The 25,795-nt window shown below is 38.2% G+C and carries 25 protein-coding genes; 23 read left to right on the forward strand and 2 right to left on the reverse strand.

The features are described 5' to 3' along the window. Positions 1-12: 12 nt before the first annotated feature. Positions 13-2,307 carry a DNA internalization-related competence protein ComEC/Rec2 gene (locus CFK37_RS13735; protein WP_089062393.1) on the forward strand — a complete coding sequence of 765 codons (2,295 nt, stop codon included), beginning with the start codon at positions 13-15 and terminating at the stop codon, positions 2,305-2,307. 103 nt (positions 2,308-2,410) lie between these two features. On the opposite strand, the gene CFK37_RS13740 is transcribed toward CFK37_RS13735, so the two are convergent. Next, positions 2,411-2,545: a YqzM family protein gene (locus tag CFK37_RS13740; protein ID WP_089062394.1), complete on the reverse strand. Its 135-nt coding sequence runs from the start codon at positions 2,543-2,545 to the stop codon at positions 2,411-2,413. A gap of 278 nt (positions 2,546-2,823) precedes the next feature. Here CFK37_RS13740 and holA point away from each other — a divergent pair, with 278 nt between their 5' ends. Beyond that, complete coding sequence (holA, locus tag CFK37_RS13745) at positions 2,824-3,840, forward strand: DNA polymerase III subunit delta (protein WP_089062395.1); 1,017 nt, start codon at positions 2,824-2,826, stop codon at positions 3,838-3,840. Between the two features lie 73 nt (positions 3,841-3,913). Here the strand turns inward: holA and rpsT are convergent, their stop codons facing one another. Continuing rightward, positions 3,914-4,180 (reverse strand): 30S ribosomal protein S20, encoded by a 267-nt coding sequence (gene rpsT / locus CFK37_RS13750; protein WP_089062396.1) that lies wholly within the window; start codon positions 4,178-4,180, stop codon positions 3,914-3,916. Positions 4,181-4,389: 209 nt separating this feature from the next. Here rpsT and gpr point away from each other — a divergent pair, with 209 nt between their 5' ends. The 21 genes from gpr (at position 4,390) to CFK37_RS13855 (ending at position 25,750) form a co-directional block, all read left to right on the forward strand. Next, entirely contained in the window at positions 4,390-5,487 is a 1,098-nt protein-coding gene (gene gpr / locus CFK37_RS13755; RefSeq protein ID WP_089062397.1) for a GPR endopeptidase, read from the forward strand. An 81-nt stretch (positions 5,488-5,568) separates the two neighbouring features. Next, on the forward strand, positions 5,569-6,747 hold the full coding sequence (gene spoIIP / locus CFK37_RS13760) for a stage II sporulation protein P (RefSeq protein WP_089062398.1): 1,179 nt from the start codon (positions 5,569-5,571) through the stop codon (positions 6,745-6,747). Positions 6,748-6,750: 3 nt separating this feature from the next. Next, complete coding sequence (locus CFK37_RS13765) at positions 6,751-7,056, forward strand: hypothetical protein (RefSeq protein WP_089062399.1); 306 nt, start codon at positions 6,751-6,753, stop codon at positions 7,054-7,056. A gap of 171 nt (positions 7,057-7,227) precedes the next feature. Then, a complete protein-coding gene (gene lepA / locus CFK37_RS13770; protein ID WP_089062400.1) occupies positions 7,228-9,036 on the forward strand; it encodes a translation elongation factor 4 in 1,809 nt (602 codons plus the stop codon). A gap of 97 nt (positions 9,037-9,133) precedes the next feature. Further along, entirely contained in the window at positions 9,134-10,291 is a 1,158-nt protein-coding gene (hemW, locus tag CFK37_RS13775) for a radical SAM family heme chaperone HemW (RefSeq protein WP_089062401.1), read from the forward strand. A gap of 76 nt (positions 10,292-10,367) precedes the next feature. Continuing rightward, positions 10,368-11,399: a heat-inducible transcriptional repressor HrcA gene (hrcA, locus tag CFK37_RS13780; protein ID WP_089062402.1), complete on the forward strand. Its 1,032-nt coding sequence runs from the start codon at positions 10,368-10,370 to the stop codon at positions 11,397-11,399. A gap of 131 nt (positions 11,400-11,530) precedes the next feature. Next, positions 11,531-12,100 carry a nucleotide exchange factor GrpE gene (gene grpE / locus CFK37_RS13785; RefSeq protein WP_089062403.1) on the forward strand — a complete coding sequence of 190 codons (570 nt, stop codon included), beginning with the start codon at positions 11,531-11,533 and terminating at the stop codon, positions 12,098-12,100. Positions 12,101-12,137: 37 nt separating this feature from the next. After that, on the forward strand, positions 12,138-13,979 hold the full coding sequence (gene dnaK / locus CFK37_RS13790; RefSeq protein ID WP_089062404.1) for a molecular chaperone DnaK: 1,842 nt from the start codon (positions 12,138-12,140) through the stop codon (positions 13,977-13,979). 277 nt (positions 13,980-14,256) lie between these two features. Continuing rightward, the gene (dnaJ, locus tag CFK37_RS13795; RefSeq protein WP_089062405.1) at positions 14,257-15,384 is read left to right on the forward strand and encodes a molecular chaperone DnaJ; all 1,128 of its coding nucleotides are present in this window, start codon (positions 14,257-14,259) and stop codon (positions 15,382-15,384) included. A gap of 52 nt (positions 15,385-15,436) precedes the next feature. Then, positions 15,437-16,381 carry a 50S ribosomal protein L11 methyltransferase gene (prmA, locus tag CFK37_RS13800; protein ID WP_089062406.1) on the forward strand — a complete coding sequence of 315 codons (945 nt, stop codon included), beginning with the start codon at positions 15,437-15,439 and terminating at the stop codon, positions 16,379-16,381. Between the two features lie 2 nt (positions 16,382-16,383). Continuing rightward, positions 16,384-17,139, forward strand: coding sequence for a 16S rRNA (uracil(1498)-N(3))-methyltransferase (locus tag CFK37_RS13805; RefSeq protein WP_089062407.1), 756 nt, complete (start codon positions 16,384-16,386; stop codon positions 17,137-17,139). Position 17,140: 1 nt separating this feature from the next. Next, positions 17,141-18,487: a tRNA (N(6)-L-threonylcarbamoyladenosine(37)-C(2))-methylthiotransferase MtaB gene (mtaB, locus tag CFK37_RS13810; protein ID WP_089062408.1), complete on the forward strand. Its 1,347-nt coding sequence runs from the start codon at positions 17,141-17,143 to the stop codon at positions 18,485-18,487. Positions 18,488-18,618: 131 nt separating this feature from the next. Then, complete coding sequence (deoC, locus tag CFK37_RS13815; protein ID WP_089062409.1) at positions 18,619-19,290, forward strand: deoxyribose-phosphate aldolase; 672 nt, start codon at positions 18,619-18,621, stop codon at positions 19,288-19,290. A 136-nt stretch (positions 19,291-19,426) separates the two neighbouring features. Continuing rightward, the gene (gene rpsU, locus CFK37_RS13820; RefSeq protein WP_089062410.1) at positions 19,427-19,603 is read left to right on the forward strand and encodes a 30S ribosomal protein S21; all 177 of its coding nucleotides are present in this window, start codon (positions 19,427-19,429) and stop codon (positions 19,601-19,603) included. 15 nt (positions 19,604-19,618) lie between these two features. Beyond that, entirely contained in the window at positions 19,619-20,068 is a 450-nt protein-coding gene (locus CFK37_RS13825) for a GatB/YqeY domain-containing protein (RefSeq protein WP_089062411.1), read from the forward strand. A 353-nt stretch (positions 20,069-20,421) separates the two neighbouring features. Beyond that, positions 20,422-21,708, forward strand: a complete 1,287-nt coding sequence (locus CFK37_RS13830; RefSeq protein ID WP_089063664.1) for an NfeD family protein — start codon at positions 20,422-20,424, stop codon at positions 21,706-21,708. Positions 21,709-21,729: 21 nt separating this feature from the next. After that, positions 21,730-22,719, forward strand: a complete 990-nt coding sequence (floA, locus tag CFK37_RS13835) for a flotillin-like protein FloA (RefSeq protein ID WP_089062412.1) — start codon at positions 21,730-21,732, stop codon at positions 22,717-22,719. A gap of 30 nt (positions 22,720-22,749) precedes the next feature. Further along, positions 22,750-23,199 carry a hypothetical protein gene (locus CFK37_RS13840; RefSeq protein WP_089062413.1) on the forward strand — a complete coding sequence of 150 codons (450 nt, stop codon included), beginning with the start codon at positions 22,750-22,752 and terminating at the stop codon, positions 23,197-23,199. 101 nt (positions 23,200-23,300) lie between these two features. After that, positions 23,301-23,582: a sporulation protein YqfC gene (yqfC, locus tag CFK37_RS13845; protein ID WP_245837223.1), complete on the forward strand. Its 282-nt coding sequence runs from the start codon at positions 23,301-23,303 to the stop codon at positions 23,580-23,582. A 12-nt stretch (positions 23,583-23,594) separates the two neighbouring features. After that, the gene (gene yqfD / locus CFK37_RS13850) at positions 23,595-24,782 is read left to right on the forward strand and encodes a sporulation protein YqfD (protein WP_089062414.1); all 1,188 of its coding nucleotides are present in this window, start codon (positions 23,595-23,597) and stop codon (positions 24,780-24,782) included. Positions 24,783-24,784: 2 nt separating this feature from the next. Further along, complete coding sequence (locus CFK37_RS13855) at positions 24,785-25,750, forward strand: PhoH family protein (protein WP_089062415.1); 966 nt, start codon at positions 24,785-24,787, stop codon at positions 25,748-25,750. The last annotated feature ends 45 nt before the right edge of the window (positions 25,751-25,795 follow it).

Consider the following 25,795-nt stretch of genomic DNA (forward strand, 5'->3'; position numbering starts at 1 on the left):
TGGGTGTAGAATATGAAAGGTTACTGGCATATTTTTGCCCTTTCCGTGTTGGTTAGTATCGTAACGGTAATATATAATAACAGAGCATTCATGATTTTATTGGTCATGTGGTTCCTTTATCTTTATATTAGGAAAAAGCTTCGTATCGGTCCAATTGTTCTTGCGCTGCTATTTTACTTTGGTTGTTATTTTTATATTCCCACGATCGATACGGGAATGATTAGCACAACTGCAGAACAGGCTATTAATGGGGAGATTTCAGGCACCATTAATAGTCCTGTCAAAAAATCCTCCAAAAAAATTGAATTTGTTGTTAAGGAAATAGCGTCAGGTGATAAAATCCTGGCGGTGGCATTTATAAATAAGGAGAAGAATTGGGAAAACAAGCTCAAAGATTTAAGATATGGCGCTACATGCAGTATCAAGGGAATCCTGGAATTGCCTAATCACAGCAGAAACCCTGGTCAATTTGATTATCGTTCGTATTTATTCTCGAAAGGAATTACCTATCAACTTACTCTATCTTCCGCTGATAACATTTCCTGCGAAAGCTCCTCATTACTAAGTTCCATTTTTCAAATTCGTACATCTATCCTCAATTTTATTATTTCAAAGACAGATCCTTATACGGCAAAATGGCTGAATGCGCTTGTTTTAGGTGATGACTCACAATTGGATCAGGAAACGATTGAGTTGTTTCAAAGGTGGAGTTTGTCGCATCTGCTAGCAATTTCAGGCTTGCATGTTGGTTTAATTGTTTCGATCATTTATTTTTTATTGATAAAGCTAAGTATCCTGACAAAGGAGAAGGCACAATGGGCGATGATCTGTATACTACCTTTTTATGCACTAATCGCGGGTGGTGAGCCTTCCGTGTGGCGGGCATGCTTAATGGTGATTTTGTTTATCCTATTGCATAAAATAAAGGTTGTTTACAGTTTAACGGACGTTTTGAGTATTATCTTTCTCCTTTTAATAGTGGTTGATAAATACATTGTGTACCATGTTGGATTTCAGCTTTCCTTTTTAGTTACACTAGGTTTGCTTCTATCAGGTAAATGGATTGCTTCCTCTAGCAATTCACCACTGACTATCAGCCTGAAAATCAGCTTTGTTGCTCAAATGATGATCATTCCTCTGCAATTAGCTTACTTTTATACTTTCCAGCCACTCTCCATATTAATGAACGTTATCGTAGTACCGTATTTTTCACTTTTCGTTATTCCAGTCATGTTTTTTATGTTGCTCCTATCTCCCTTTCCAGCGCCACTTTTGCTGTTATTTAATGCAATTTTTGAAACCGTCCATCGTTATTTCATTCACCTTATACAATTTATTGATCAAACCGCTTATTTTCCATATATTTTAGGTAGCATGCCACTCTATGCTGTTATCCTGTATTATGTAGTATTTTTATTATGCATGAATGCAATTCAGCGGGAAAGAAGCCTGCGCGCTATGCAATACGGTTGTCTTATTGTTTTTCTGCTAACATTTATTGCAGTTAAGCCTTATTTATCTCCCTATGGAACAATAACCATGTTGGATATTGGACAGGGAGACAGTTTTATTGTTGAACTTCCGTACCGAAAAGCAGTATTTTTTGTTGACGCCGGTGCAAAGATGTCATTTGAAACGAATCAGGCGACGGATTCCACCTATAAACAAGTGATCAAACCATATTTGTATGCGAATGGAATTGCGGGTGTGGACGCACTATTTCTCACCCACGAAGATGTTGATCATGTAGGTAGTGTTCCTTATATGATTGAAGGACTTAACGTAGAGCGGGTTTTTATCAATGAATTCTACAATATTCCAGGAGAAACTTTACGTAATTGGCAACAAAAGGGTGTCAACTTCAATCGGTTGAAAGCTGGACAAGAGATTGATTTTCAAAATTATCCCATCCATATTTTATCGCCATATCGTGATAAACAGGACACAAATGCAAATTCGCTTGTCTTATACATGAAATTAGGCGGCCTAGGCTGGTTGTTTACCGGAGATATTGATAAGCAAACAGAAATTGAAATAATGAAAAGATATAGTAATGTATCCTTCAACGTTCTTAAGATTGCCCATCATGGAAGTAAATCCTCAACAAGCACTCAGTTTTTAGAGCATTATAAGCCATCTGTTGCTTTGATATCGGTTGGAGAAAAGAACAGCTATGGACATCCAGCAAAGGAGGTGCTGGATACACTTGAAAAGAAGGGAATTACGATCTTTCGGACAGACAGGGATGGCGCTGTACAGTATAAATTTAAAGGAGAGAATGGAACGTTTTTTAAATATTTACCATAACCTACTTAATATAAGAAAGCATTAAAAAAGAGACTGCCGGTGCCCTTGTAGGCGTCAGTCTCTTTTTATAACCTGGTTTGTATGTAGCGCTATAGCTTTGTTTTTATTGTCCAAAAAAGTTAATAAATACACCAATAAAGAAAATTACAACAAAGAAGACAAATGAGTAGACAAATCCTAGGCCAGAATCCACTACATCGTTATTTTTTGACTGGACGTCATTTTCAAATTCGTTCAAAGCTATCCCTCCTATATCATTTATAGTATAAGATAAATACTAAAAAAAATCCATAAGAAATTCTTAAAACCATTTATAGAAAGAGTTTACATCTATACTTTTTGTATTACTGGTTAATCTAAAATTAAATCAAACATCGTTTAGCATTTAGATTCCTAGGGCTAATTGGTAAACGTTTAAATAAATGAGGGAGTCTCCATTAGATTCCCTCTAAAATTCCTTGCTATTCCATCTTTTTCACATTACGATTATGTATATACATAATTGGAGTGAATGAAATGTCTTTTTTTAAAGAAAAACAAAACGTGAAAAAAGGAAACTTTCAACCGGTGTATTTGCTTTATGGTACGGAGGCGTTTTTTATACAGGATATGAAAAAACAGCTTATAGAAGGAATATTACCTGATGGCGATATCGAAAATTTGTCTACATATGATTTGGATGAAATACCAATTCAAGAAGTTATTTCGGATGTGGAAACATATCCCTTGTTTGGAGAACGGAAACTGATCATCGCTAATAACCCATCCTTTTTAAAAACAAAACCAACAATAGTTCCATTTGAACATGATCTTGATGCATTGCAAAGGTACCTGGAAAACCCAGTTGACTACTCCTATATCGTTTTTGTCGCAGAATACGAAAAAATTGATGAACGGAAAAAGGTTACCAAAATGTTGAAGAAAAATGCGTCTGTTGTGTTATGTGAGCCGATTAAAGATTACGAACTGTCAAAGTGGATAAAAACGATCGCTGACGATTATCATATCACGATTGAATCTGCGGCTTACGATGTAATTGAAGGAGAGATTGAGGCAAACCTTCATTTATTACAAAACGAAATGATGAAATTCGCCATGTACGTAGGGGAAGGCGGAAAAGTTACCAAAGAAATAGCGGAAATGCTTGTCTCACATACGCTTCACAATTCATCTCTGCAGCTGGTGGATGCTGTTATAGAACGGAATCTTGGAAAAGCAATCGCTATTTACCGCGACCTTTTAAAAATGAAGGAAGAGCCGATTGCAATGGTCGCATTATTAGCGTATCAATTTCGCACACTGCTTCGGGTTAAACTGTTAAAGCAAAAAGGGTATAGTCAAGCACAAATGCAAAAACAGCTAGGGATTCACCCGTATGTGGTCAAAATTGCCCTGTCACGGGAAAGCAAGTTTACCATTGACCAGTTAGCCTCTTATATCGATAAATTGACAAATGCTGATGCGGATATGAAGCAGGGTAAAATGGAAAAAGATCTTGTTTTTGATTTACTATTATATGATTTGACTAAATAATAAGCACAAGAAACTAAAAAACGATCCTGATTTGGGATCGTTTTGTGTTTGTGTTGGTCATTTAGTTTTATTATTATGCGCTTAGTCCATTAACCATTTTTGATAAGCGTGATTTTTGGCGATTTCCATTATTTTGATGGACAATCCCTTTTTGTACCGCTTTGTCAATTTTTTTATTAGCTTGTTGAAGAGCAGTTTTTGCGTTATCCAAATCTTTTGCCTCAACCAATTTTTCAACACGTTTAACTTGTGAGCGCATATCTGATTTATATGACTGGTTAGCGTCATGTTTTTTCTGATTAACACCTACACGTTTAATTGCAGATTTAATATTAGCCATTATTTCACCTCCTAATAAAAACGATTCATATCAAAGTGAACCATTGATATTTTATCAGAGCATGTCAATGTTTTCAAGTAGCATTGTTAACTCCGCCATAGAAAAATGAACAGGGCAAAATTCCTCTTTCCTGATTCTGTATGATTTTTAACGTAAAGGTTAAGTCTATTAGTGAGAAACTTTACTTATGGATGGAGGTAATGAACTACATGGCAGAATCAAACGAGGACTTTCAAGTGCGGACAGATTTGGCGGTTGAAGCAAAGGATATGTACGTAGAGCAGGAAGATACACAAGTTGATCAAATGAAAGGTATCAATATAACGGAGCGAACGGAAGACGATATCAAGATCTCTTATGTAGAAATAGATGATACCGGTGCCAAAATTATTGATAAGAAACCCGGAACATATGTCACACTTTATGCTGATGGTGTGAAGAAACAGGATACGAAACGACAGGAAAAAGCTGCAGGTATTCTGGCAAAAGAACTAGAGCAGCTACTCAAAAAGAATAAGCTGCCGCTTAATGCAAAATGCTTAATTGTCGGTTTAGGAAATTGGAATGTGACACCTGATGCCCTTGGACCTATGACCGTTGAGAAAATATTAGTGACCAGTCATCTATTTAAACTGGAACATGAATCTGTAGCGGATGGATACCGCTCTGTAGCTGCAGTGACGCCGGGGGTAATGGGGCTGACAGGCATGGAGACAAGCGATATTATATTTGGCATTGTAGAGAAATTTAAACCCGACTTCGTTATCGCAATCGATGCACTAGCGTCAAGATCAATCGAACGTGTAAACGAAACAATTCAGCTTTCTGATGCAGGGATAAACCCTGGTTCTGGAGTCGGAAATAAACGAAAGGAAATCAGTCAGGATACTTTGGGGGTCCCGGTTTTTGCAATTGGCGTGCCAACTGTCGTGGATGCTGCGACAATAACGAGTGATACCATTGACTTTTTATTGAAACATTTTGGCAGGGAATGGCGGGAAAAAGACAGACCCTCTAAATCCCTTGCCCCAGCAAGTATGACATTCGGTGAAAAAAAGTTCACTGAAAAAGACATGCCCGATGAAGAACAAAGAAATACCTTTTTAGGAATAGTCGGAAATCTATCAGAAGAGGAAAAACGATCATTAATTAGAGAAGTGCTAACTCCAATCGGCCATAACTTAATGGTGACTCCAAAAGAAGTGGATGGATTCATGAAAGACATGGCCAGTGTTGTTGCAACTGGTATTAATGCCGCATTACATGAAACAGTTGACGTTACCAATTTTTCCGCATATACAAGATAAAATGAAAGATTATGTTCTAGTTTCTGAAGACAGGTCATAGATTTACATATATATGTCACTGTCTTCAGAAAGGATGGAACAATGAACTTCAATAAAAAACCTGATTCCAAACGCAAACGTTTATTCGTTCCTTTTTATAAAAAAGGTGGATTGTATGTCCTTTGTATCCTATTACTATTTGTTTTGATAGGAGCGTTAACTAGTATTGCTCCTGCTTACCAATTTTCGTCAAAGACACTTTCTGAATGGACGAGTAAGGTAGAAAGTACAACATTCCTTTACTTACTGGGAATGGAAAATCGGGCATTTCAAGAAGCCTTTCCAGAAGGCCAGTCATTTCCTAAACTATCAAACACATTATTTCAACTAACAACAAGTATCAAACCAAATGATGTACGAAGTCTCTTAGGCCGGGAGCTCCCGGGATTTTCCGCGTTTAATAATAAAATAGTTGTGGCTGGTGAAGGAACAAACTATACCAATCTTCCTATTGAATCTTCACCACCATTAAAACAAATTTTAAAAGATAGAGAAGCTGAAGTGAAGGAACCTGAACAAGAGGGTAAGGGGGATAAAAAGAAAAAACCGGCAAAGGTAGAAGAGAATGTTGTCTTTTTATATAACACCCATAATAGAGAATCGTTTTTACCCCTTTTACCAAAAGTTGATGATCCTGATCTAGCTTATCACGATGAGGCCAACATTACGAAAGTAAGTGATAGACTGGCTCAATCACTGGAAGATAACGGCATTGGAGCTATTGTCGATCATACCGATATTACGAAGATATTACAGCAAAAGGGAATGAAATCCTATCAATCTTATGATGTATCACGAAACGTGGTTGAAGAGGCGTTTGCATCACATGAAAAATTGAACTATGTCTTTGATATTCACCGGGATAGTCAACCTAGAGAAGTAACTACAACCACTATCGGGGGAGAAAAATACGCTAGAATAGCAATTGTAGTTGGCGGGGAAAATGCTGACTTTCAAAAAAATCTTGCATTTGCACAAAAATTAAATTCTTTGATGGAGGAAAAATATCCTGGTTTAAATAGAGCGGTAATTGTAAAGGAAGGACCTGGCGTTGATGGTGTTTACAATCAAGACCTGTCAAAAAAATCGTTAATATTTGAAATCGGCGGGGTTGGCAACAACTTAGAAGAATTATACCGATCAGCGGATGCTCTTGCAGAAGTGTTTAGTGACTTTTACTATGATGCTGAAAAAGTGTCAACTAAGGAAAAGGAGGATTAGATCATGAAATCCATCGTCGTGCTGTTATTATTGGTCCTGTTTTTTGTATCAGGAATGCTGTTTGGTGTGGAACATGATCGTGATCAGGCAAAACTCCCAACACCTCAAGTTGAAACTATCGATGGCAATGAAGGTAGTGAACAGCAGGAAGAAATTATCAAAGTCACATCTGAACCAGAAAATGGCGAATACAAACAGGCCCCTGTTTACTTCACTCAAAAGATGGCATCATTTTTTGAAGGAATCGTTAAAGGTTTTTATGAAATCATTGTCCAGTTGCTTTATCAAATTGTTCAGTTATTTTATTAAGTTGTGAAAAGCCGAAATACCCCTTTGCTTTTAGTTAAGAAGTTATGCTAAGAGGTGAGGGGTTATTTAATGATTGATTGTCTAACGCGCAATTGCTATAATCAACCCTAGTATGCGACGTTAAAATTAACTTTTTAAGAATGGCAAAAAATGTAGGAGTGAGCATCACAGATGGTGAAAAAACAACGCAATGTTCGAAACTTTTCGATCATCGCCCATATTGATCATGGTAAATCAACATTGGCGGATCGAATTCTAGAAAAGACAAAAGCATTAACCCAACGTGAAATGAAAGAACAATTCCTGGATGCAATGGATCTTGAACGCGAGCGCGGCATAACGATAAAACTTAATGCGGTCCAATTGGGTTATACAAGTAACGCTGGTGAAGAATATATTTTTAATTTAATCGATACACCAGGCCATGTCGATTTTACATATGAGGTATCGCGAAGCCTGGCAGCATGTGAAGGAGCAATTTTGGTTGTTGATGCTGCACAGGGAATAGAAGCACAAACATTAGCAAATGTTTATCTGGCGCTAGATAATGAATTGGAAATTATTCCTGTAATAAATAAAATTGATTTGCCCAATGCAGACACTGATCGTGTAACCCAGGAGCTAGTGGATGTAATTGGTATTGATCCTGAAGACGTTATTCTAGCATCGGCAAAGGATGGAATCGGAATTGATGAAATTCTTGAGCGGATTTCAGAAGCAATACCGGCGCCAGCAGGAGATGTTAACAATCCGTTGAAAGCACTCATTTTTGATTCGTTGTATGATGCCTATCGCGGTGTCGTTGCTTATATCTGTATAAAAGAAGGCTCCGTCAAGGTCGGCGACAAAATTAAAATGATGGCGACGGAGAAAGAGTTTGAGGTCAATGAGGTTGGAGTATTCTCACCCAAACCACTTAAGAAAAATATGTTAACGGTTGGCGATGTTGGCTACCTGACCGCTTCAATTAAAAATGTGGGAGATAGTCGTGTTGGTGATACAATTACACTCGCTAATAACCAAGCAGAATCCCCTTTGCCAGGTTATCGTAAGTTAAATCCAATGGTTTTCTGTGGATTATTTCCGATCGATTCCAATCAATATAACGATCTTCGTGAAGCTTTGGAGCGCCTTGAGTTAAATGATTCTTCCTTACAATATGATGCGGAGACCTCACAGGCACTTGGGTTCGGATTTCGATGTGGATTCCTTGGGTTACTGCACATGGAAATCATTCAGGAACGAATAGAGCGGGAGTTCAACATAGGGCTTATCACTACGGCTCCTAGTGTTATTTACGAAGTGGAGAAGACTGACGAAGAAATTTTGGAAATAGATAATCCTTCTGAACTTCCGGATCCGCAAACCATTAGTGAAATTCGTGAACCATATGTAAAAGCAACCATTATGGTACCTAATGATTACGTTGGAACAGTTATGGAGCTTTCACAGAAAAAACGCGGGCAATTTGTAGATATGGAGTACTTGGATGATATCCGCGTAAATGTGATGTATCATATTCCATTATCGGAAATAGTTTATGACTTTTTTGATCAGCTGAAATCGCAAACGAAAGGCTATGCCTCGTTTGATTATGAACTTATTGGTTATCGGGCTTCTAACCTTGTGAAAATGGATATATTGCTTAATAATGACTCAATTGATGCATTGTCATTCATTGTTCATCGGGATTTTGCTTATGACCGCGGGAAACAAATTGTCGAGACATTGAAAGATTTAATCCCGAAACAGCAATTTGAGGTGCCTGTGCAAGCCGCAATAGGTAATAAAATTGTTGCCAGGTCAACCATTAAAGCAATGCGAAAAAACGTACTATCCAAATGCTACGGCGGGGATATTACACGAAAACGAAAGTTGCTGGAGAAACAAAAAGAAGGTAAGAAACGCATGAAAATGGTAGGATCAGTGGAAGTTCCACAAGAAGCATTTATGGCTGTATTAAAAATTAATGATGATTGATTGTTGAGGGTGAACTTTGTCGAATGTACAAACAATCGAAAAGTTCGTCCCTTTTCTTTTGTTGCTAACTGATACGAAACGTAAAGGAGTGAGCTAATTGGTACAATCCGTTTATATACACATTCCATTTTGCCAGCAAATCTGTCATTATTGTGATTTTGTAAAGTTTTTTTATAATGAAAAATTAGCTGATGAGTATGTCGAGGCGCTATCAAATGAAATAAGAACGAATGTAAAAGAAAGAAAGCAGCCTGTTAAAACAATCTTTATTGGTGGTGGGACACCCACAGCACTTAATGTAAAGCAGCTTCAATCATTATTAGAAGTGATTGCTGAAAGGTTTGATGTTACAGCCTGTGAAGAGTTTACCATAGAAGCGAATCCAGGTGACTTCGATGCCGATAAAGCAAAACTATTAAAAAGATATGGGGTAAATCGCGTTTCATTAGGGGTTCAAGCTTTCGATAACCAATTATTAGAAGATATTGGCAGACTTCATAAAGTTAAGGATGTATACAATACGGTAAATCTATTGAAAAAACATGGGTTTGATAACATCAGTATTGATTTAATATATGCGCTGCCGAATCAAACCGTGGATGGTTTTGAAAAGTCATTGCAGGAAGCAATTTCATTTGACTTACCGCATTACTCAACTTATTCCCTGCAAATAGAACCTAAAACCGTTTTCTATCAACGCCACAAAAAAGGTAAATTACACCGTCCGCCACAGGAAGATGAAGTCCAAATGTATAAAATATTAAGGGATACCATGAAAGAAAATGGAATCGAACAATATGAAATCAGCAATTTTGCAAAGCCTGGTTACGAAAGCAAACATAATTTAACCTATTGGAATAATGATTACTATTATGGTTTTGGTGCGGGAGCACATGGTTATTTACCGGGTAAACGGACAGGTAACATCAGGCCTCTTCCCGCATATGTGAAACAGGCCCTGAAGGATGGACACCCTATTTTATCCGCGGAAGAAATTGGATTAAAAGAAATGATCGAAGAAGAGATGTTCTTAGGTCTTCGCAAACGTGAGGGTGTAAGCAAGCAACAATTCGAACAAAAATATAGGCTGTCGATAGACGGGTTGTACGGCAAAAAGATTAGCCGACTGGCAGCTAAAGAATGGATTTATAATACAGATGATACTATTTCTTTAACCCCTGAGGGAATCCTGTTTGGGAACAATGTTTTTGCCGAATTTTTATTAGAAGATGATAATTTAAGCCATCTGCGTTGACAAAAAAATAAGTATTTGATAATTTATTAGTAGAATTAGCACTCAGCGAATAAGAGTGCTAACAGAGGTGATCATCATGTTAACGGAAAGACAATTATTGATCTTACAAGTGATAATTGATGATTTCATCCAGACAGCACAACCAGTCGGATCACGTGTTTTGTCTAAAAAAGAAAGTATCTCCTTTAGCTCCGCCACGATACGAAATGTAATGGCTGATCTTGAGGATTTAGGATACTTGCAGAAGACACACTCATCGTCTGGAAGAATACCATCTGAAAAAGGGTATCGGTTTTACGTAGATCATTTAGTGTCTGCGGAAGGGATACCGGACAATATTGATGTCATGAAGCATGTGATCCAAGATGGGGTTTTTGAATTTGAGCAAGTTGTTCAAAAATCCGCCCAAGTGCTATCTGATCTAACAAATTACACATCAATTATTTTAGGGCCGGAGGTATTTGAGACAAAATTAAAACAGCTGCAAATTGTTACGTTATCAGACCATACCGCTGTAGCGATTTTGATTACGAATACGGGGCATGTCGAGCATCGCGCATTCACGCTGCCATTAGAAATGAATGCATCAGACCTTGAGAAAATGGTAAATATTTTAAATGAGCGTTTATATGGTGTACCAATTATTCACCTTCATGAAAAATTGAACACAGAATTTGTTTCACTGATGAAAATGTATGTGAACGATTTTGAACGGTCATACGAGTTTTTGAAGTCAGCATTCTTTAGCGAGCAGCCGGTAAAACTTTATTTTGGCGGGAAAACGAATATGTTAATGCAGCCGGAGTTTAAAGATATTGAAAAGGTTCGTTCTTTTTATTCCATGATGGAAAAAGAAGATGAAATAGCCAATATGTTAAAAGCTTCAACAGAAGGCATAAAAGTTTCGATTGGACATGAAAATAAAGTGGATGCTATCAAGGACTGCAGTTTAATAACAGCGACTTACCACCTTGGCGAGGATCAACTGGGAACAATTGCTTTACTTGGTCCAACCAGGATGGAATACAGAAAAGTCATTACGTTATTGCATGCTCTATCGAATGAAATGACAGATGCGCTTTACATGTGGTATAAAAACAATGAATAGTTAACTTGTCTTAACCCCATACTGAAGCCCTGATGGGATCACTCCCATCGTTTCTTTATGTAATAGTTTATTTCAGTGGGTTTTAATGATATAGTCTTTAATGGCGAATTTTTCTTAGGAGGTGTCAAGCGTTGGAAGAACAAAATAAAAATGATACTGCTACGAAGGAAACTGAAAATATTGAACCGGAGGATATGGAAATTAACGATCCGGAAGAACAACCAGGTTCAGATGAAAGCAATATGGAAACACTAAAAGAAGAAGTGGATCAGATTAAGCAGGAAAAAGAAGAAATGTACCAGAAAATGCTTCGGATTCAAGCTGAATTTGATAATTTTAAAAAACGTACACTTCGTGAAAGAGAAACGGCAAATAAATATAAAGCACAGGATATGGTAAATGAACTTCTTCCCGTGATTGATAATTTTGAACGTGCTCTTCAAGCGAATGTATCTGAAGTCCAGGATGGTTTTGTAGAAGGGATTTCAATGGTATATCGAATGCTTAAAGATGCATTGAAGGCACAAAATGTGGTGGAAATAGAAACAGTGGGAAAAGAATTTGACCCTAATCTGCATCACGCCGTCATGCAAACTGAAGACGATGATAAAGAATCGAATATCGTAGTTGAAGAAATGCAAAAAGGGTATATGCTTAATGATCGTGTAATTCGGCCAGCTATGGTCAAAGTAAATAAATAATAGATTCAGGTAAAGCAGTTAAGGAGGAAAAAGAACAATGGGAAAAATAATCGGTATTGACTTAGGAACTACAAACTCATGTGTATCAGTGATGGAAGGTGGAGAAGCTGTCGTAATCCCTAACCCGGAAGGAAACCGTACTACACCATCTGTTGTAGCATTTAAAAATGGTGAACGTCAGGTAGGGGAAGTTGCTAAAAGACAGGCAATCACAAATCCAAACACTATCCAATCCATTAAGCGCCATATGGGAACTGATTATAGTGTTAAAATTGACGATAAAGAATATACACCACAAGAGGTATCTGCAATTATCTTACAGTATATTAAATCATATGCAGAAGATTACTTAGGTGAAAAGGTTGAAAATGCGGTAATAACTGTCCCAGCATATTTCAATGATGCAGAGCGCCAAGCAACAAAAGATGCTGGTAAAATTGCTGGACTTGAAGTAGAACGGATCATCAATGAACCAACTGCTGCAGCGTTGGCATATGGTATTGATAAAGATGATCAAGATCAAACCATTTTAGTTTATGACCTTGGTGGCGGTACATTTGACGTATCTATTTTGGATATTGGCGATGGCACATTTGAAGTAGTTTCTACTGCAGGGGATAATCGCCTTGGTGGTGACGACTTTGACGAAGTGATCATCAAGCATATGGTAGCGGAATTTAAGAAAGAAAACGGAATTGATCTTTCAAAAGATAAAATGGCTACCCAACGCTTAAAAGATGCTGCTGAAAAAGCTAAGAAAGATCTTTCAGGTGTTGCGCAAACACAAATTTCGTTACCATTTATTACAGCCGGAGATGCGGGTCCATTACACCTTGAAATGAACCTGACTCGTGCTAAATTTGAGGAGCTTTCTTCGGACTTAGTAGAACGTACAATGGTACCAACACGTAAAGCCTTGAAAGACGCTAGTTTATCTTCAAGTGAAATTCACAAAGTGATTCTGGTTGGTGGATCAACTAGAATCCCAGCAGTTCAAGAGGCAATTAAACGTGAAACTGGGAAAGAACCATCAAAAGGTGTTAACCCAGATGAAGTAGTAGCGCTAGGTGCTGCAATTCAAGGTGGCGTATTACAAGGTGATGTAAAAGATGTTGTATTATTAGACGTAACTCCTTTATCATTAGGTATTGAAACAATGGGTAGTGTATTTACCAAATTAATCGAACGAAATACTACTATTCCAACTAGCCATTCACAAGTGTTCTCTACTGCAGCGGATAACCAAACTGCAACAGATATTCATGTATTACAAGGTGAACGGGAAATGGCTGCTGATAATAAGACACTAGGTCGTTTCCAATTAACAGACATTCCACCAGCACCACGTGGAGTACCACAAATCGAAGTATCGTTTGATATTGATGCTAACGGTATTGTAAACGTACGTGCTAAAGATATGGGTACAAACAAAGAGCAATCCATTACAATTAAATCTTCTTCGGGTTTATCTGATGAGGAAGTAGAAAAAATGGTTCAAGAGGCAGAAGAAAATGCGGAAAGTGATAAGCAACGCCGCGAGGAAGTAGAATTGCGCAATGAAGCGGATCAACTTATCTTTACAACAGATAAAACAATCAAAGATTTAGGTGAAAAAGTTTCTGATGAAGAAAAAGAAAAAGCAGAAACAGCTAAAGAAGAATTAAAAACAGCTATTGAAGCGGATAATCTTGAGGATATTAAAGCCAAGAAAGAGGCGCTTCAAGAACAAGTTCAGCAATTGTCAGTTAAACTATATGAGCAAATGCAGCAAGATGCACAAGCAAATGAAGGGCAAGAAGGCAATGCTGGTTCACAAGACAGCGATGTTGAAGATGCTGACTATAAAGAAGTTAATGATGACGATAAAGATAAAAACTAATATGCAGTAACATTAAAAGTCAAAGTCAGGAATTCCTTGGCTTTGGCTTTTTTCTTAAAAGATCAGAAAGTATAGACCAAAATATGTCTAGCTCCAGCACCCAGAAGCTGCCGTCATAAGCAATGGACACTACGAACGCTAAACCCATGCGTTCTACGGCCCCTTGCTTATGCGTCCGCTTCTAAACGGGGCGCCCTGAGCTTTTCTTATTTGCTATATTAACGGAATAAATGATAAGATAAAATTTATGCAATAGTGTCGGGAGAGTGATTTACAGGTGAGTAAGCGTGACTATTATGAGGTACTTGGAGTCGGAAAAGACGCATCCAAGGAAGAAATTAAAAAGGCATACCGAAAGTTAGCTAGAAAATATCATCCGGATGTAAACAAAGAGGCAGATTCCGCAGATAAATTTAAGGAAGCGAAAGAAGCTTACGAAGTATTAAGCAATGAGCAAAAACGAGGTCAATATGATCAATTTGGCCATTCGGGGCCACAAGGTCAAGGGTTCTCCGGCTTTGGCGGCGGAGCACAGGACTTTTCTGGGTTTGGTGACATTTTTGATATGTTCTTTGGCGGGGGTGGACGTCGACGTGATCCAAACGCTCCGCAACAAGGTGCAGATTTACAATATGCAATGACGCTCGATTTTGAGGAAGCGATTTTTGGGAAAGAATCAGATATAACCATACCAAAGGAAGAAACATGTGACACTTGTTCCGGGTCAGGTGCGAAACCTGGTACAAAAGTAAATACATGTACGCACTGTAATGGTTCTGGACAGTTGAATACAGAACAGAATACACCTTTTGGACGTGTAGTAAACAAAAGAGTGTGTCATTACTGTAATGGAACCGGTAAGATTATTCCTGAAAAATGTTCTACTTGTGGTGGAACTGGTAAAGTTAAAAAGAACAAAAAAATTCATATTTCAATCCCGGCTGGAATTGACGAAGGTCAGCAGATTAGGGTTCCTGGAAAAGGGGAAGCAGGTGTTAATGGCGGTCCATCCGGTGACTTGTATGTTGTTATTCAAATACGCCCGCATGAATTTTTCGAACGCGAAGGTGACCATATTTATTGTGAACTTCCAGTTACATTTGCTCAAGCGGCATTAGGTGACGAGATGGAAGTACCTACTGTGCATGGCAAAGTAATGTTGAAAATACCTGCAGGAACACAAACAGGTAAAACCTTCCGCTTGAAAGGAAAAGGTGCACCGAATGTTCGTGGATACGGTCATGGCGATCAGCATATCAAAGTTAAGATTATCACACCTTCAAATTTATCCGACCGTCAGAAAGAATTGATGCGGGAATTTAATGACATTGAAGGCAATAAATCAATCGATGAGCAAGAAGGATCATTTTTTCAACGTTTCAAAAAAGCCTTTAAGGGTGAATAACGGTGTTAGCTGCTAACACCGTATACATATTTTAGGAAATGAGTGGATCTAATTGAGATGGTCGGAAATTTGTGTGCATACGACAAATGAAGCAATTGAACCAATTTCAAACATTCTTCATGAAACGGGTGCGAGCGGTGTAGTAATTGAAGATCCTTTGGATTTAATCACTGAGCGGGAAGACAACTTCGGGGAAATATATGAGCTGAATAAAGATCAATACCCGGAAGAAGGGGTTTACATCAAGGCTTATTTGCCAATCAATAGTTTTCTTGGGGAAACAGTGGATGAAATAAAGCAGTCCATTAATAATTTGTTGCTATACGATATTGACATTGGCAGCAATACGGTTACCCTAAGTGAAGTAAAAGAGGAAGAATGGGCTACCGCATGGAAAAAGTATTATAAACCTGTTAAAATATCAAAAAAAATAACAATTACACCCACCTGGGAAGATTATGTTCCGGTATCACCTGATGAAATAGTTTTAGAATTGGACCCGGGAATGGCGTTTGGTACGGGTACTCACCCTACTACTGTCCTAAGCATTCAAGGGATTGAGAGGTATGTGCAGGAAAATGATGACATAATTGATGTTGGGTGTGGCTCTGGTGTTTTAAGCATTGCCTCAATTCTTCTTGGAGCAAAGGAAGTGTTTGCGTACGACCTGGACGACATTGCCGTAAAGAGTACAGGATTGAATGCAAAACTCAACAAAGTAGACAAGCGGATTCATGTAAAACAGAATAATTTATTGGATAATGTTAACAAACAAGCAGATATAATAGTCTCCAATATACTGGCTGAAATTATTATCCGCTTTATTAAAGAGGCCTGGTATAATCTAAAGGATGATGGATTGTTTATCACCTCGGGAATTATTCAGGCAAAAAAAGATTTGGTAAAAGATCAACTCTTGCAAAACGGTTTCACCATTATTGAGGTCAACGAAATGGAAGATTGGGTTTCGATTGTTGCCAAAAAAGTAGGTGTCTAAAATTGCAGCGTTATTTTGTCCCGGAGGATAATTGGCAGGATGACAGACTTACCATTACAGGTGATGATGCCCATCATATAATACGAGTGATGCGGGGAGAAATTGGCGACGAGTTGATATGTAACCATCCAAGCGGTTTTGCGGTGCTTGGTGAAGTTATGGCTTTGGAACAGCAAGAAGTGGCGGTTTTCATTAAGTCGAAATTGGAAGAAAAAGTTGAACTTCCAGTTTATGTAACAATTGCTCATGGCCTGCCCAAAGGGGATAAACTGGAGTATGTTTTGCAGAAAGGGACGGAGCTGGGTGCTTCAGCCTTTATTCCCTTTAAAGCAGACCGCTCGATTGTCAAATGGGATGGAAAAAAAGCCTCGAAAAAAATGGCACGCTTTGCTAAAATCGTTAAAGAAGCAAGTGAGCAAAGTCACAGGAATCGTATTCCACAAGTTTCATCTATCATGGGTATAGAGGAACTAATCGCGGAAACAATGGACTATGACGTGAAAATTTTTGCATACGAGGAAGAGGCAAAAACAGATCAATTTGTCTCATTTTCCAAGATTGTATCAAAGTTAAGAATGAATCAACAGATAGTGGTTTGTATAGGACCAGAAGGCGGGTTTTCGGATAAAGAAGTCACACTGTTAAAGAAGAACGACTTTCATTCCGTCCGTCTCGGACCAAGAATACTACGAACGGAAACCGCACCGCTCTATGTATTAGCAAGTATATCGTATCAATTAGAAGAATTGGGGTGCTAGAATGCCAACAGTAGCCTTTCATACATTGGGTTGTAAAGTAAATCATTATGAAACAGAAGGTATTTGGAACATGTTTAAAGCTCAGGATTATGAGCGCGTTGATTTTGATCATCAGGCGGACGTCTATGTGATTAACACGTGTACCGTTACGAATACCGGAGATAAAAAGAGCAGACAAACGATTCGTCGCGCCGTCAGGAAAAATCCAGAAGCAGTCGTTTGTGTTACGGGTTGTTATGCACAAACATCTCCAGGAGAAATCATGGAAATTCCCGGAGTTGACGTTGTTGTTGGAACTCAAAATCGCAAGAAAATGATTGGATATATTGAAGAGCATTTGGAAACTCGCGAACCGGTTAATGGTGTAGAAAACATTATGAAAAACCGGGTATTTGAAGAAATGGACGTTCCTGAATTCACGGACAGAACCCGTGCTTCATTAAAAATTCAGGAAGGCTGCAATAACTTTTGTACATTTTGTATAATCCCTTGGTCACGTGGATTATTGCGCTCAAGGGATCCAAAAGATGTTGTGATTCAAGCACAACGTCTGGTTGATGCCGGATATAAAGAGATTGTGTTAACAGGGATTCATACAGCTGGTTACGGTGAAGATATGCAGGATTATAACTTTGCTAAATTACTTCAAAAGCTTGAAACGGAGGTAGTTGGTCTAAAACGAATCCGTATATCTTCTATTGAAGCAAGTCAGATTACAGATGAAGTTATCGATGTACTTGATAAGTCCGAGAAAATCGTTCGACATCTGCATGTTCCATTGCAATCAGGTTCTGATTCTGTGCTTGACCGTATGCGCCGTAAATATTCCAGCGACTATTATTATGAAAAGGTTGAGAAAATCAAACAGGCTTTACCGGGATTGGCAATAACATCAGATGTAATCGTTGGCTTCCCTGGTGAAACGGATGCTGAATTTATGGAAACCTATAATTTTATTAAAAAAGTAGGATATTCGGAACTGCATGTTTTTCCATATTCGCAACGAACAGGTACTGCTGCTGCTAAAATGAAGGATCAAATTGACAATGAAACGAAGGAAAAGCGCGTTCATCAGATGATTGATTTATCCAATCAATTGGCAAAAGAATATGCCTCTGATTATGAAAATGAAGTCGTCGAGGTAATCCCGGAAGAACGTACACAGGATGGGGAGAATCCAAACATGCTGATGGGTTACTCAGATAATTACCTTAAAGTAAGATTTGAGGGTTCAGATGATATGATTGGAAAGATTGTACGTGTTAAAATTACAAAAGCAGGTTATCCTTATAATGACGCAACATTCGTGCGTGTAATGGATTTTGATGCCACTTCCAAAATTGGATAAACTATTTTAAACCCGGCGATTGCTGCCGGGTAATTTTGTGAATAAATTACTGACACAATAGATTTTTATCGTTAATAATGCTATGATAGGCAAAGAGGTACGAACAACCTAATCAGAGAGGACGTTTAGTCATGACAAGGAACCTTGCTAAATACATTGATCATACGCAATTAAAGCCAGATACCACTGAAGAAAAAATAAACAGCATTATTCAAGAAGCGAAGGAATATGAATTTGCTTCTGTATGTGTGAACCCGTATTGGGTTAATCACTGTTTTAATGAATTAAAAGACACTAGCGTAAAAGTTTGTACTGTTATAGGGTTTCCGTTAGGGGCAACAACTACTGATACGAAAGTATTTGAAACAAAGAATGCCATTGAAAACGGGGCAACAGAGGTAGATATGGTAATAAATATTGGAGCATTGAAATCAAGAAATGATTCATTCGTTGAACAGGACATTCGCGAGGTGGTTATAGCCGCAAAAGGGCGTGCATTAACAAAGGTGATCATTGAAACCTCATTATTAACAAAAGAGGAAAAAATTCGTGCATGTAAACTTGTTAAATCTGCCGGTGCTGATTTTGTAAAAACATCAACTGGATTCTCTGGTGGAGGAGCCACAGTAGAGGACGTTACATTAATGCGTAAAACGGTCGGGCCGGATATGGGTGTGAAAGCATCCGGCGGCGTTCGTAATCTTGAAACTACAGAGGCAATTATTGATGCTGGTGCAACACGGATCGGGGCTAGTGCAGGAATTGATATTCTTGCAGGAAATCAAGGCTCCACCGACTATTAAGCGCTAGATTATAAAAAAGCATTTGAAAAACCAGTTGACCAGTTTGTGACAATATATTATAATTATTGTGGGCAAATTGTTATGTAGAATTTGTCTGTATAATCCTGTTTTATGCTTCGGAGGGAGGGAAATTAGTATGTCAAATACAACTCGCGTTCGTAAAAACGAGTCTATAGAGGATGCTCTTCGTCGCTTTAAACGCAGTGTATCAAAAAGTGGTACATTACAAGAATATCGTAAGCGTGAACACTATGAAAAACCTAGTGTTAAACGTAAAAAGAAATCAGAAGCTGCTAGAAAGCGTAAATTCTAAAGAAGGTGCAATAGCATGACATTACTAGATCAGTTAAATGCAGATATGAAACAAGCGATGCGAGATAAAGATAAAGATAAGCTTGGTGTCATTCGTATGGTTAAGGCATCTTTGCAAAACGAATTGATTAAGCAAAGTAAAGATGTACTGTCCGAGGATGATGAATTAACTGTATTGTCTAGAGAATTAAAGCAAAGGAAAGATTCCCTTCAAGAATTTAAAGCTGCTGGACGTGATGATCTTGTATCTAAACTTGATGTAGAAATCAATGTTTTACAAGCATATATGCCAAAACAGTTATCCGAACAAGAACTAGAAGAGATTGTTAAGCGGACAATTCAAGAAGTAAATGCAACATCAAAAAAAGAGATGGGTAAAGTTATGAGTGCTGTTATGCCAAAGGTTAAAGGTAAAGCCGATGGTTCAAGTATTAATAAACTTGTACAAAAGCACTTAAATAACTAGATGCATCGCCATAAATATGAATGATACAACCCTTGCCGGCATAATAGCTGACAAGGGTTTTTAACTTTTTAAAAGGTTGTTCTAAGCAGGAATCAACGGTCCGGGGTTCAAGTAGACCACTGAAAAAGGTAAATATAGTAAAAGGCAGTGGGACGGAATTGAAAATTGTTAACATAAAGGTGGCTGATTGTGATACGATCAATGTATATGTTGGGCATAGCAGTAAACATGGGGTAAATTTATACTTTAATGAAACCAAATACATCGTCATATCGTATTACATACTAGCTGAAGGGGGTGATTTACTTTTGCTGTACAATAAACTCATTACATATCTACTTTTAGTATGCCTCATGTTTATAGGATCATTATTTTATGGTAACAGTCTGATATCTGCCGAATCGTCAAATGAAGGGGATTTAGTATACATCATTCCAATTGAGGATACAGTCGAACAAGGGTTAAAAGCATTTCTGACCCGTGCAACGGAAAAAGCCGAAGAAGAGGGCGCTGATCAAATCATTTTCGAGATTGATACCCCCGGAGGGCGTGTCGATGCAGCAGGTCAAATTGCAGAACTCATACAAAATTTAGAAACACCTAATATTGCCTTTGTTGTAAATAAAGCGCTATCAGCCGGATCATATATTGCCTTAAATATGGACGCCATTTATATGAAGCCACACGCCACAATGGGGGCTAGCGGTGTCATTAACCAGGATGGAACCGCGGCGGATAAAAAAGCCCAGTCTGCATGGCTGGCAGCCATGAAAAGTGCAGCGGAATCACAGGGAAAAGATCCAAAGTTCGCGGCAGCAATGGCTGATCCGGAAATTGATTTACCGGAACTAGGAGCTCCAAAAGGTGAATACTTAACTCTAGGTCCCAAATCGGCTGTGAAAATCGATTATGCGGCAGGGATAGTGAAAGATCGCGCCGAACTTTTAAATGCTCTTGGTTTAGAAAATGCCACCATTATTGAAATGGAACCAACATTATCTGAGAAACTGGCCAGGTTTTTAACAAATCCAATAGTTATTCCGATTTTACTAACAATAGCAAGCCTTGGATTAATTATAGAGATTTTTTCACCAGGATTTGGTATACCAGGTATTATAGGAATATTATCATTAGTGTTGTTTTTCTATGGTCATATTGTTGCTGGTCTTGCCGGAATGGAAGCCATCGTTCTATTAATATTAGGTATTATTTTAATAATAGCTGAGTTTTTCGTGCCAGGTGGAATAGTTGGAATACTAGGTATTGGTTGTGTGGTAGCATCTTTATTTATTTCAGGTCAGGATATTGGACATATGTCCATGAGTATTGGAATAGCATTTCTTATATCCTTTATTGCTGCCGTCATTTTATTTCGGACAATCGGAATGGAAAAAGGTGTTTTCCGGCACATTATTTTGAAGGACAAAACATCCACGGAGCTTGGGTATGTATCTACAGTCAATCGCCTAGAGCTAATTGGACTGGAAGGTATCTCTATAACACCGCTAAGACCCTCAGGTACAGCAAGTTTTGATAACGAGCAATTAGATGTGGTTTCTGAAGGGCGTTTTATTCAACGTGAGCAGCCGATTAAAATAGTTAAGGTTGAAGGTTCGCGTATTGTTGTAAGAGAAATTTAAGAGAAAATTGGAGGAATGAAAATGGACTTAGCACAATTTATGCCGTTAATTATTATTGGTATTATTTTAATAGTACTCGTTGTATTGTTTACCTTTATTCCAGTTATGCTTTGGATTAGCGCTTTAGCTGCAGGTGTGAAGGTTGGGATTTTTACTTTAGTTGGAATGCGTTTACGACGAGTAGTTCCATCGCGTGTTATTAATCCGCTTATTAAAGCATACAAAGCAGGACTTGATTTAACAACGAATCAACTTGAGAGTCATTATCTTGCTGGAGGTAATGTGGATAGGGTTGTTGATGCACTAATTGCCGCTCATCGGGCAAATATTGAACTGCAATTCGAACGTGGTGCTGCGATTGATCTTGCAGGAAGAGACGTACTGGAAGCAGTTCAAATGAGTGTTAATCCAAAAGTAATTGATACACCTTTCATTGCGGGTATTGCAATGGATGGAATTGAAGTGAAAGCAAAGGCACGTATCACCGTTCGCGCTAATATCGACAGACTGGTTGGTGGTGCTGGTGAGGATACCGTTATTGCACGTGTTGGCGAAGGGATTGTAAGTACAATAGGTAGTTCGAACACACATGCAAAAGTATTGGAAAATCCAGACAGCATCTCGCGTACTGTATTGGACAGAGGGTTAGATGCGGGTACAGCATTTGAAATCCTGTCAATTGATATAGAGGATATTAATATTGGTAAGAACATTGGGGCTATCCTGCAAACTGATCAGGCAGAGGCTGATAAAAGTATTGCGCAGGCTAAAGCAGAAGAAAGACGTGCAATGGCAGTTGCACAAGAACAGGAAATGCTTGCACGGGTACAAGAAATGCGTGCTTCAGTTGTTGAAGCGGAGGCAGATGTACCTAGAGCATTGGCTGAAGCATTACGCTCAGGAAACCTTGGTGTCATGGATTATATGAACTATAAAAATATTGATGCGGATACAGATATGCGTGATACAATTGGCAAACTTTCAGAAGACAACGATGACAATGAAAAATAATACCTGTCAACTGTCTGCAGGAGGGGTATAATGGACGTTTTATTTGAAACACTTTTTGGAAATCTTGTGGTCATATTGGCTATTATTGGTGGTATTGCTAAATTTATAAAAGATCGAAACAAAAAAGATGTGAAAAAGCCATATTCAACGCCAAAACCGTCCCCGATACCATCGGGCGGCGGATATCAGCAGACAAATTACGAGGAAATAAAGGAAAGCACAATATCAGTTCCGTCTATGCAGGAGCGAATGGATTCAAATAAACACCGGGCTGTTAGGAATGGAGAACACGATGCTTTAGCGAAAAGCACACTTCGAAAACCGTCTGCCGGATCCAATCGAAGAAGTCATATGAGAAAACAAATAACCAGTAACCTGTCAAGACAAGGTTTGGTCAATGGTGTAATCATGTACGAAGTACTGGGACCACCACGCGCCACAAAACCATATAAAAGTGTGATTGCAGAACGCAGAAAATGATAAGGAGCCTTCCTGGGAAATTCAATATCCCAGGAAGGCTTTTTTATGTTCTTATTTAAAGCATCCATTCATAAATATGTAGGGGAGAGGAGGTTGCACCTTTGACAAAAAAACATCAACGATTCCTACCTTGGGTTATGAACCAATTTGCTCTTCCTTCTGATATAGTTTCCGACTTACCACGAATGACTGTATTAGGTCAACTTCATGTGTATATAGAGAATCATCAAGGATTAGTCGTCTATTCAGAAACCGAACTGACTGTAAAAACACACACTGGCATGATTAGAATTCAAGGAACTGATTTTGTGTTGAAAATGATGCTGCCGCAGGAACTATTACTAGAAGGAAAAATTAACGATGTATCATATATTACCAGCTAAAAGGAGGTAGCAATGAAACAAATTCAAGGATCTTTCCTAACAGGATATGTAACTATTTTAGTTGAAGGAAACAACCCAGAGTTATTTTTACAGTATTGTGCAGATCAGGAGATATTGGTATGGAATATTACAAAGGTGTCATCCACAAGTTGTGAGGCAAGTATTCGACTAGGGGATGTTCATCAGGTCGATGAATTAATTCATGAAGGGCTGACGATTACCGTTACCCATCAATATGGGTTGCCAGTAATGATAAAGAAACTTATCGGCAGAAAGGAATTTCTTTTTAGTATTGGAATTTGTCTATTATTAATTTTGTATTTATCCAATATTATTTGGGACATTAAAATAAACGGCGTACCAAAAGACATAGAGAAAAAAATCACAAAACAATTAAACACATATGGGGTCCATACAGGCGCCTTGGGTTTTTCAATCGGATCCCCAAGTGAAATTCAGCAAAAATTACTTCATGATATTCCGGAACTCCTTTGGGTAGGTGTTGAAAAAAAGGGGACAACCTTTCAAATTGAGGTAGTTGAAAAAACAATTGTCGAGAAGAAAGAGATTAATGGTCCCAGTAATCTGGTTGCCGCCAAAGAAGGTGTGGTCAGCTATGTTTATATTTCAAAGGGTATGCCTAACGTGAAAGTAAATGATTATGTAGAGGCCGGTGATTTACTGGTGTCAGGTAATATTAGTGAAGATAAAGAGAAACCCGTCTTAGTAGAGGCAGATGGTGAAGTTGTTGCTAAGACATGGTATGAGGTTTCAGTGACAATTCCTTTAAAAGCGGAATATCAGGAACTTACTGGTGAAAAAGAAAAGAAATTATACATGGAATTAGGTGATGTACAAGTTCCTTTTTGGGGATTTGGTTCAAGCGAATTTGAACATGTCCAAACAGATATAAACCGAACGCCATTACATTTTTTTAAATGGGAGCTTCCAATAAATATTATTGAATCCATTCAACACGAAAAAACTTATCGCAAAGAACAACGATCCAAAAAAGAAGCGATTAAGGTTGGCAAGGAACAGGCAAAGAATGAATTACTCCTGCGTCTCGATAAAAATGCGAAGGTAATTTCTGAAAAAGTTTTGCATGAAAGTACTGGTAATGGTAAAGTAAAATTAATCTTATATTTGACGATTGAAGAAAATATTGCCAAATCCGTACCTATAAATCAAGGAGATTGATTATGCCAACAAATTTAAATACAATTGATTTACAATTAACAAATCCGAATGAAGCATTATCATTATTTGGAACAAACGATAGAAATTTAAAACAAATTGAAGATAAGCTTCAGGTATCTATTGTAACAAGGGGTGAAAAGGTCAGTGTCTCTGGAACAGATGATGCGAATGCGCTAGCACAAGATGTTTTACTATCGTTACTTAATGTTATAAGAAAAGGGTTGTCCATTGCGGAGCGTGACGTTGTATATGCAATTGAGCTTGCCAAAGCGGGAAAGATCAACCAGTTTGAAACTTTATTTGAGGATGAGATCACAAAAAATGTAAAAGGAAAGCCAATTCGCGTCAAGACTTTAGGTCAAAAAAATTATATTGCTGCTATCAAAGCAAATGATCTGGTTTTTGGGATTGGTCCGGCGGGTACAGGTAAAACTTATCTAGCCGTCGTAATGGCTGTACATGCACTGAAAAATGGCATGGTAAAGCGAATTATCTTAACCCGTCCAGCAGTAGAGGCCGGGGAGAGTCTCGGATTTTTACCTGGGGATCTCAAGGAAAAAGTTGATCCATATTTACGCCCATTATATGATGCACTGCATGACGTTCTTGGTGCGGAACATACACTGCGGTTAATTGAACGAGAAACAATAGAAATTGCTCCTCTTGCATATATGCGTGGCCGTACACTGGATGATGCATTTGTTATTTTAGATGAGGCGCAAAATACGACACCAGAACAAATGAAAATGTTTTTAACCAGGCTTGGGTTCGGTTCCAAAATGGTTGTAACAGGTGATGTAACGCAGGTGGATTTACCAAAAGGAGTAAATTCGGGACTCCGCACAGCAGATCAGTTATTGGCGGCCGTAAAAGGAATTAATTTTATACACTTAACACAAACAGATGTTGTCAGACACCCATTGGTACAACGTATTATTGATGCATACGAAAAGACCAATAAAGAATAAGCTCTCCGTTTCAATATTTATAGTTAATCGTTCTAAAAATGCTTA

The sequence above is a fragment of the Virgibacillus phasianinus genome, from assembly GCF_002216775.1.
Lineage (GTDB): Bacteria > Bacillota > Bacilli > Bacillales > Amphibacillaceae > Virgibacillus_F > Virgibacillus_F phasianinus.

Coding starts and splice junctions, on each gene's coding strand:
- dnaK (WP_089062404.1), top strand. CDS start 12,138: ATGGGAAAAATAATCGGTATTGACTTAGGAACTACAAACTCATGTGTA.
- spoIIP (WP_089062398.1), top strand. CDS start 5,569: ATGAACTTCAATAAAAAACCTGATTCCAAACGCAAACGTTTATTCGTT.
- CFK37_RS13840 (WP_089062413.1), top strand. CDS start 22,750: ATGGACGTTTTATTTGAAACACTTTTTGGAAATCTTGTGGTCATATTG.
- floA (WP_089062412.1), top strand. CDS start 21,730: ATGGACTTAGCACAATTTATGCCGTTAATTATTATTGGTATTATTTTA.
- CFK37_RS13855 (WP_089062415.1), top strand. CDS start 24,785: ATGCCAACAAATTTAAATACAATTGATTTACAATTAACAAATCCGAAT.
- deoC (WP_089062409.1), top strand. CDS start 18,619: ATGACAAGGAACCTTGCTAAATACATTGATCATACGCAATTAAAGCCA.
- lepA (WP_089062400.1), top strand. CDS start 7,228: ATGGTGAAAAAACAACGCAATGTTCGAAACTTTTCGATCATCGCCCAT.
- CFK37_RS13735 (WP_089062393.1), top strand. CDS start 13: ATGAAAGGTTACTGGCATATTTTTGCCCTTTCCGTGTTGGTTAGTATC.
- yqfD (WP_089062414.1), top strand. CDS start 23,595: ATGAAACAAATTCAAGGATCTTTCCTAACAGGATATGTAACTATTTTA.
- holA (WP_089062395.1), top strand. CDS start 2,824: ATGTCTTTTTTTAAAGAAAAACAAAACGTGAAAAAAGGAAACTTTCAA.
- CFK37_RS13830 (WP_089063664.1), top strand. CDS start 20,422: ATGTTTATAGGATCATTATTTTATGGTAACAGTCTGATATCTGCCGAA.
- rpsT (WP_089062396.1), bottom strand. CDS start 4,180: ATGGCTAATATTAAATCTGCAATTAAACGTGTAGGTGTTAATCAGAAA.
- rpsU (WP_089062410.1), top strand. CDS start 19,427: ATGTCAAATACAACTCGCGTTCGTAAAAACGAGTCTATAGAGGATGCT.
- CFK37_RS13825 (WP_089062411.1), top strand. CDS start 19,619: ATGACATTACTAGATCAGTTAAATGCAGATATGAAACAAGCGATGCGA.
- mtaB (WP_089062408.1), top strand. CDS start 17,141: ATGCCAACAGTAGCCTTTCATACATTGGGTTGTAAAGTAAATCATTAT.
- CFK37_RS13765 (WP_089062399.1), top strand. CDS start 6,751: ATGAAATCCATCGTCGTGCTGTTATTATTGGTCCTGTTTTTTGTATCA.
- hrcA (WP_089062402.1), top strand. CDS start 10,368: ATGTTAACGGAAAGACAATTATTGATCTTACAAGTGATAATTGATGAT.
- gpr (WP_089062397.1), top strand. CDS start 4,390: ATGGCAGAATCAAACGAGGACTTTCAAGTGCGGACAGATTTGGCGGTT.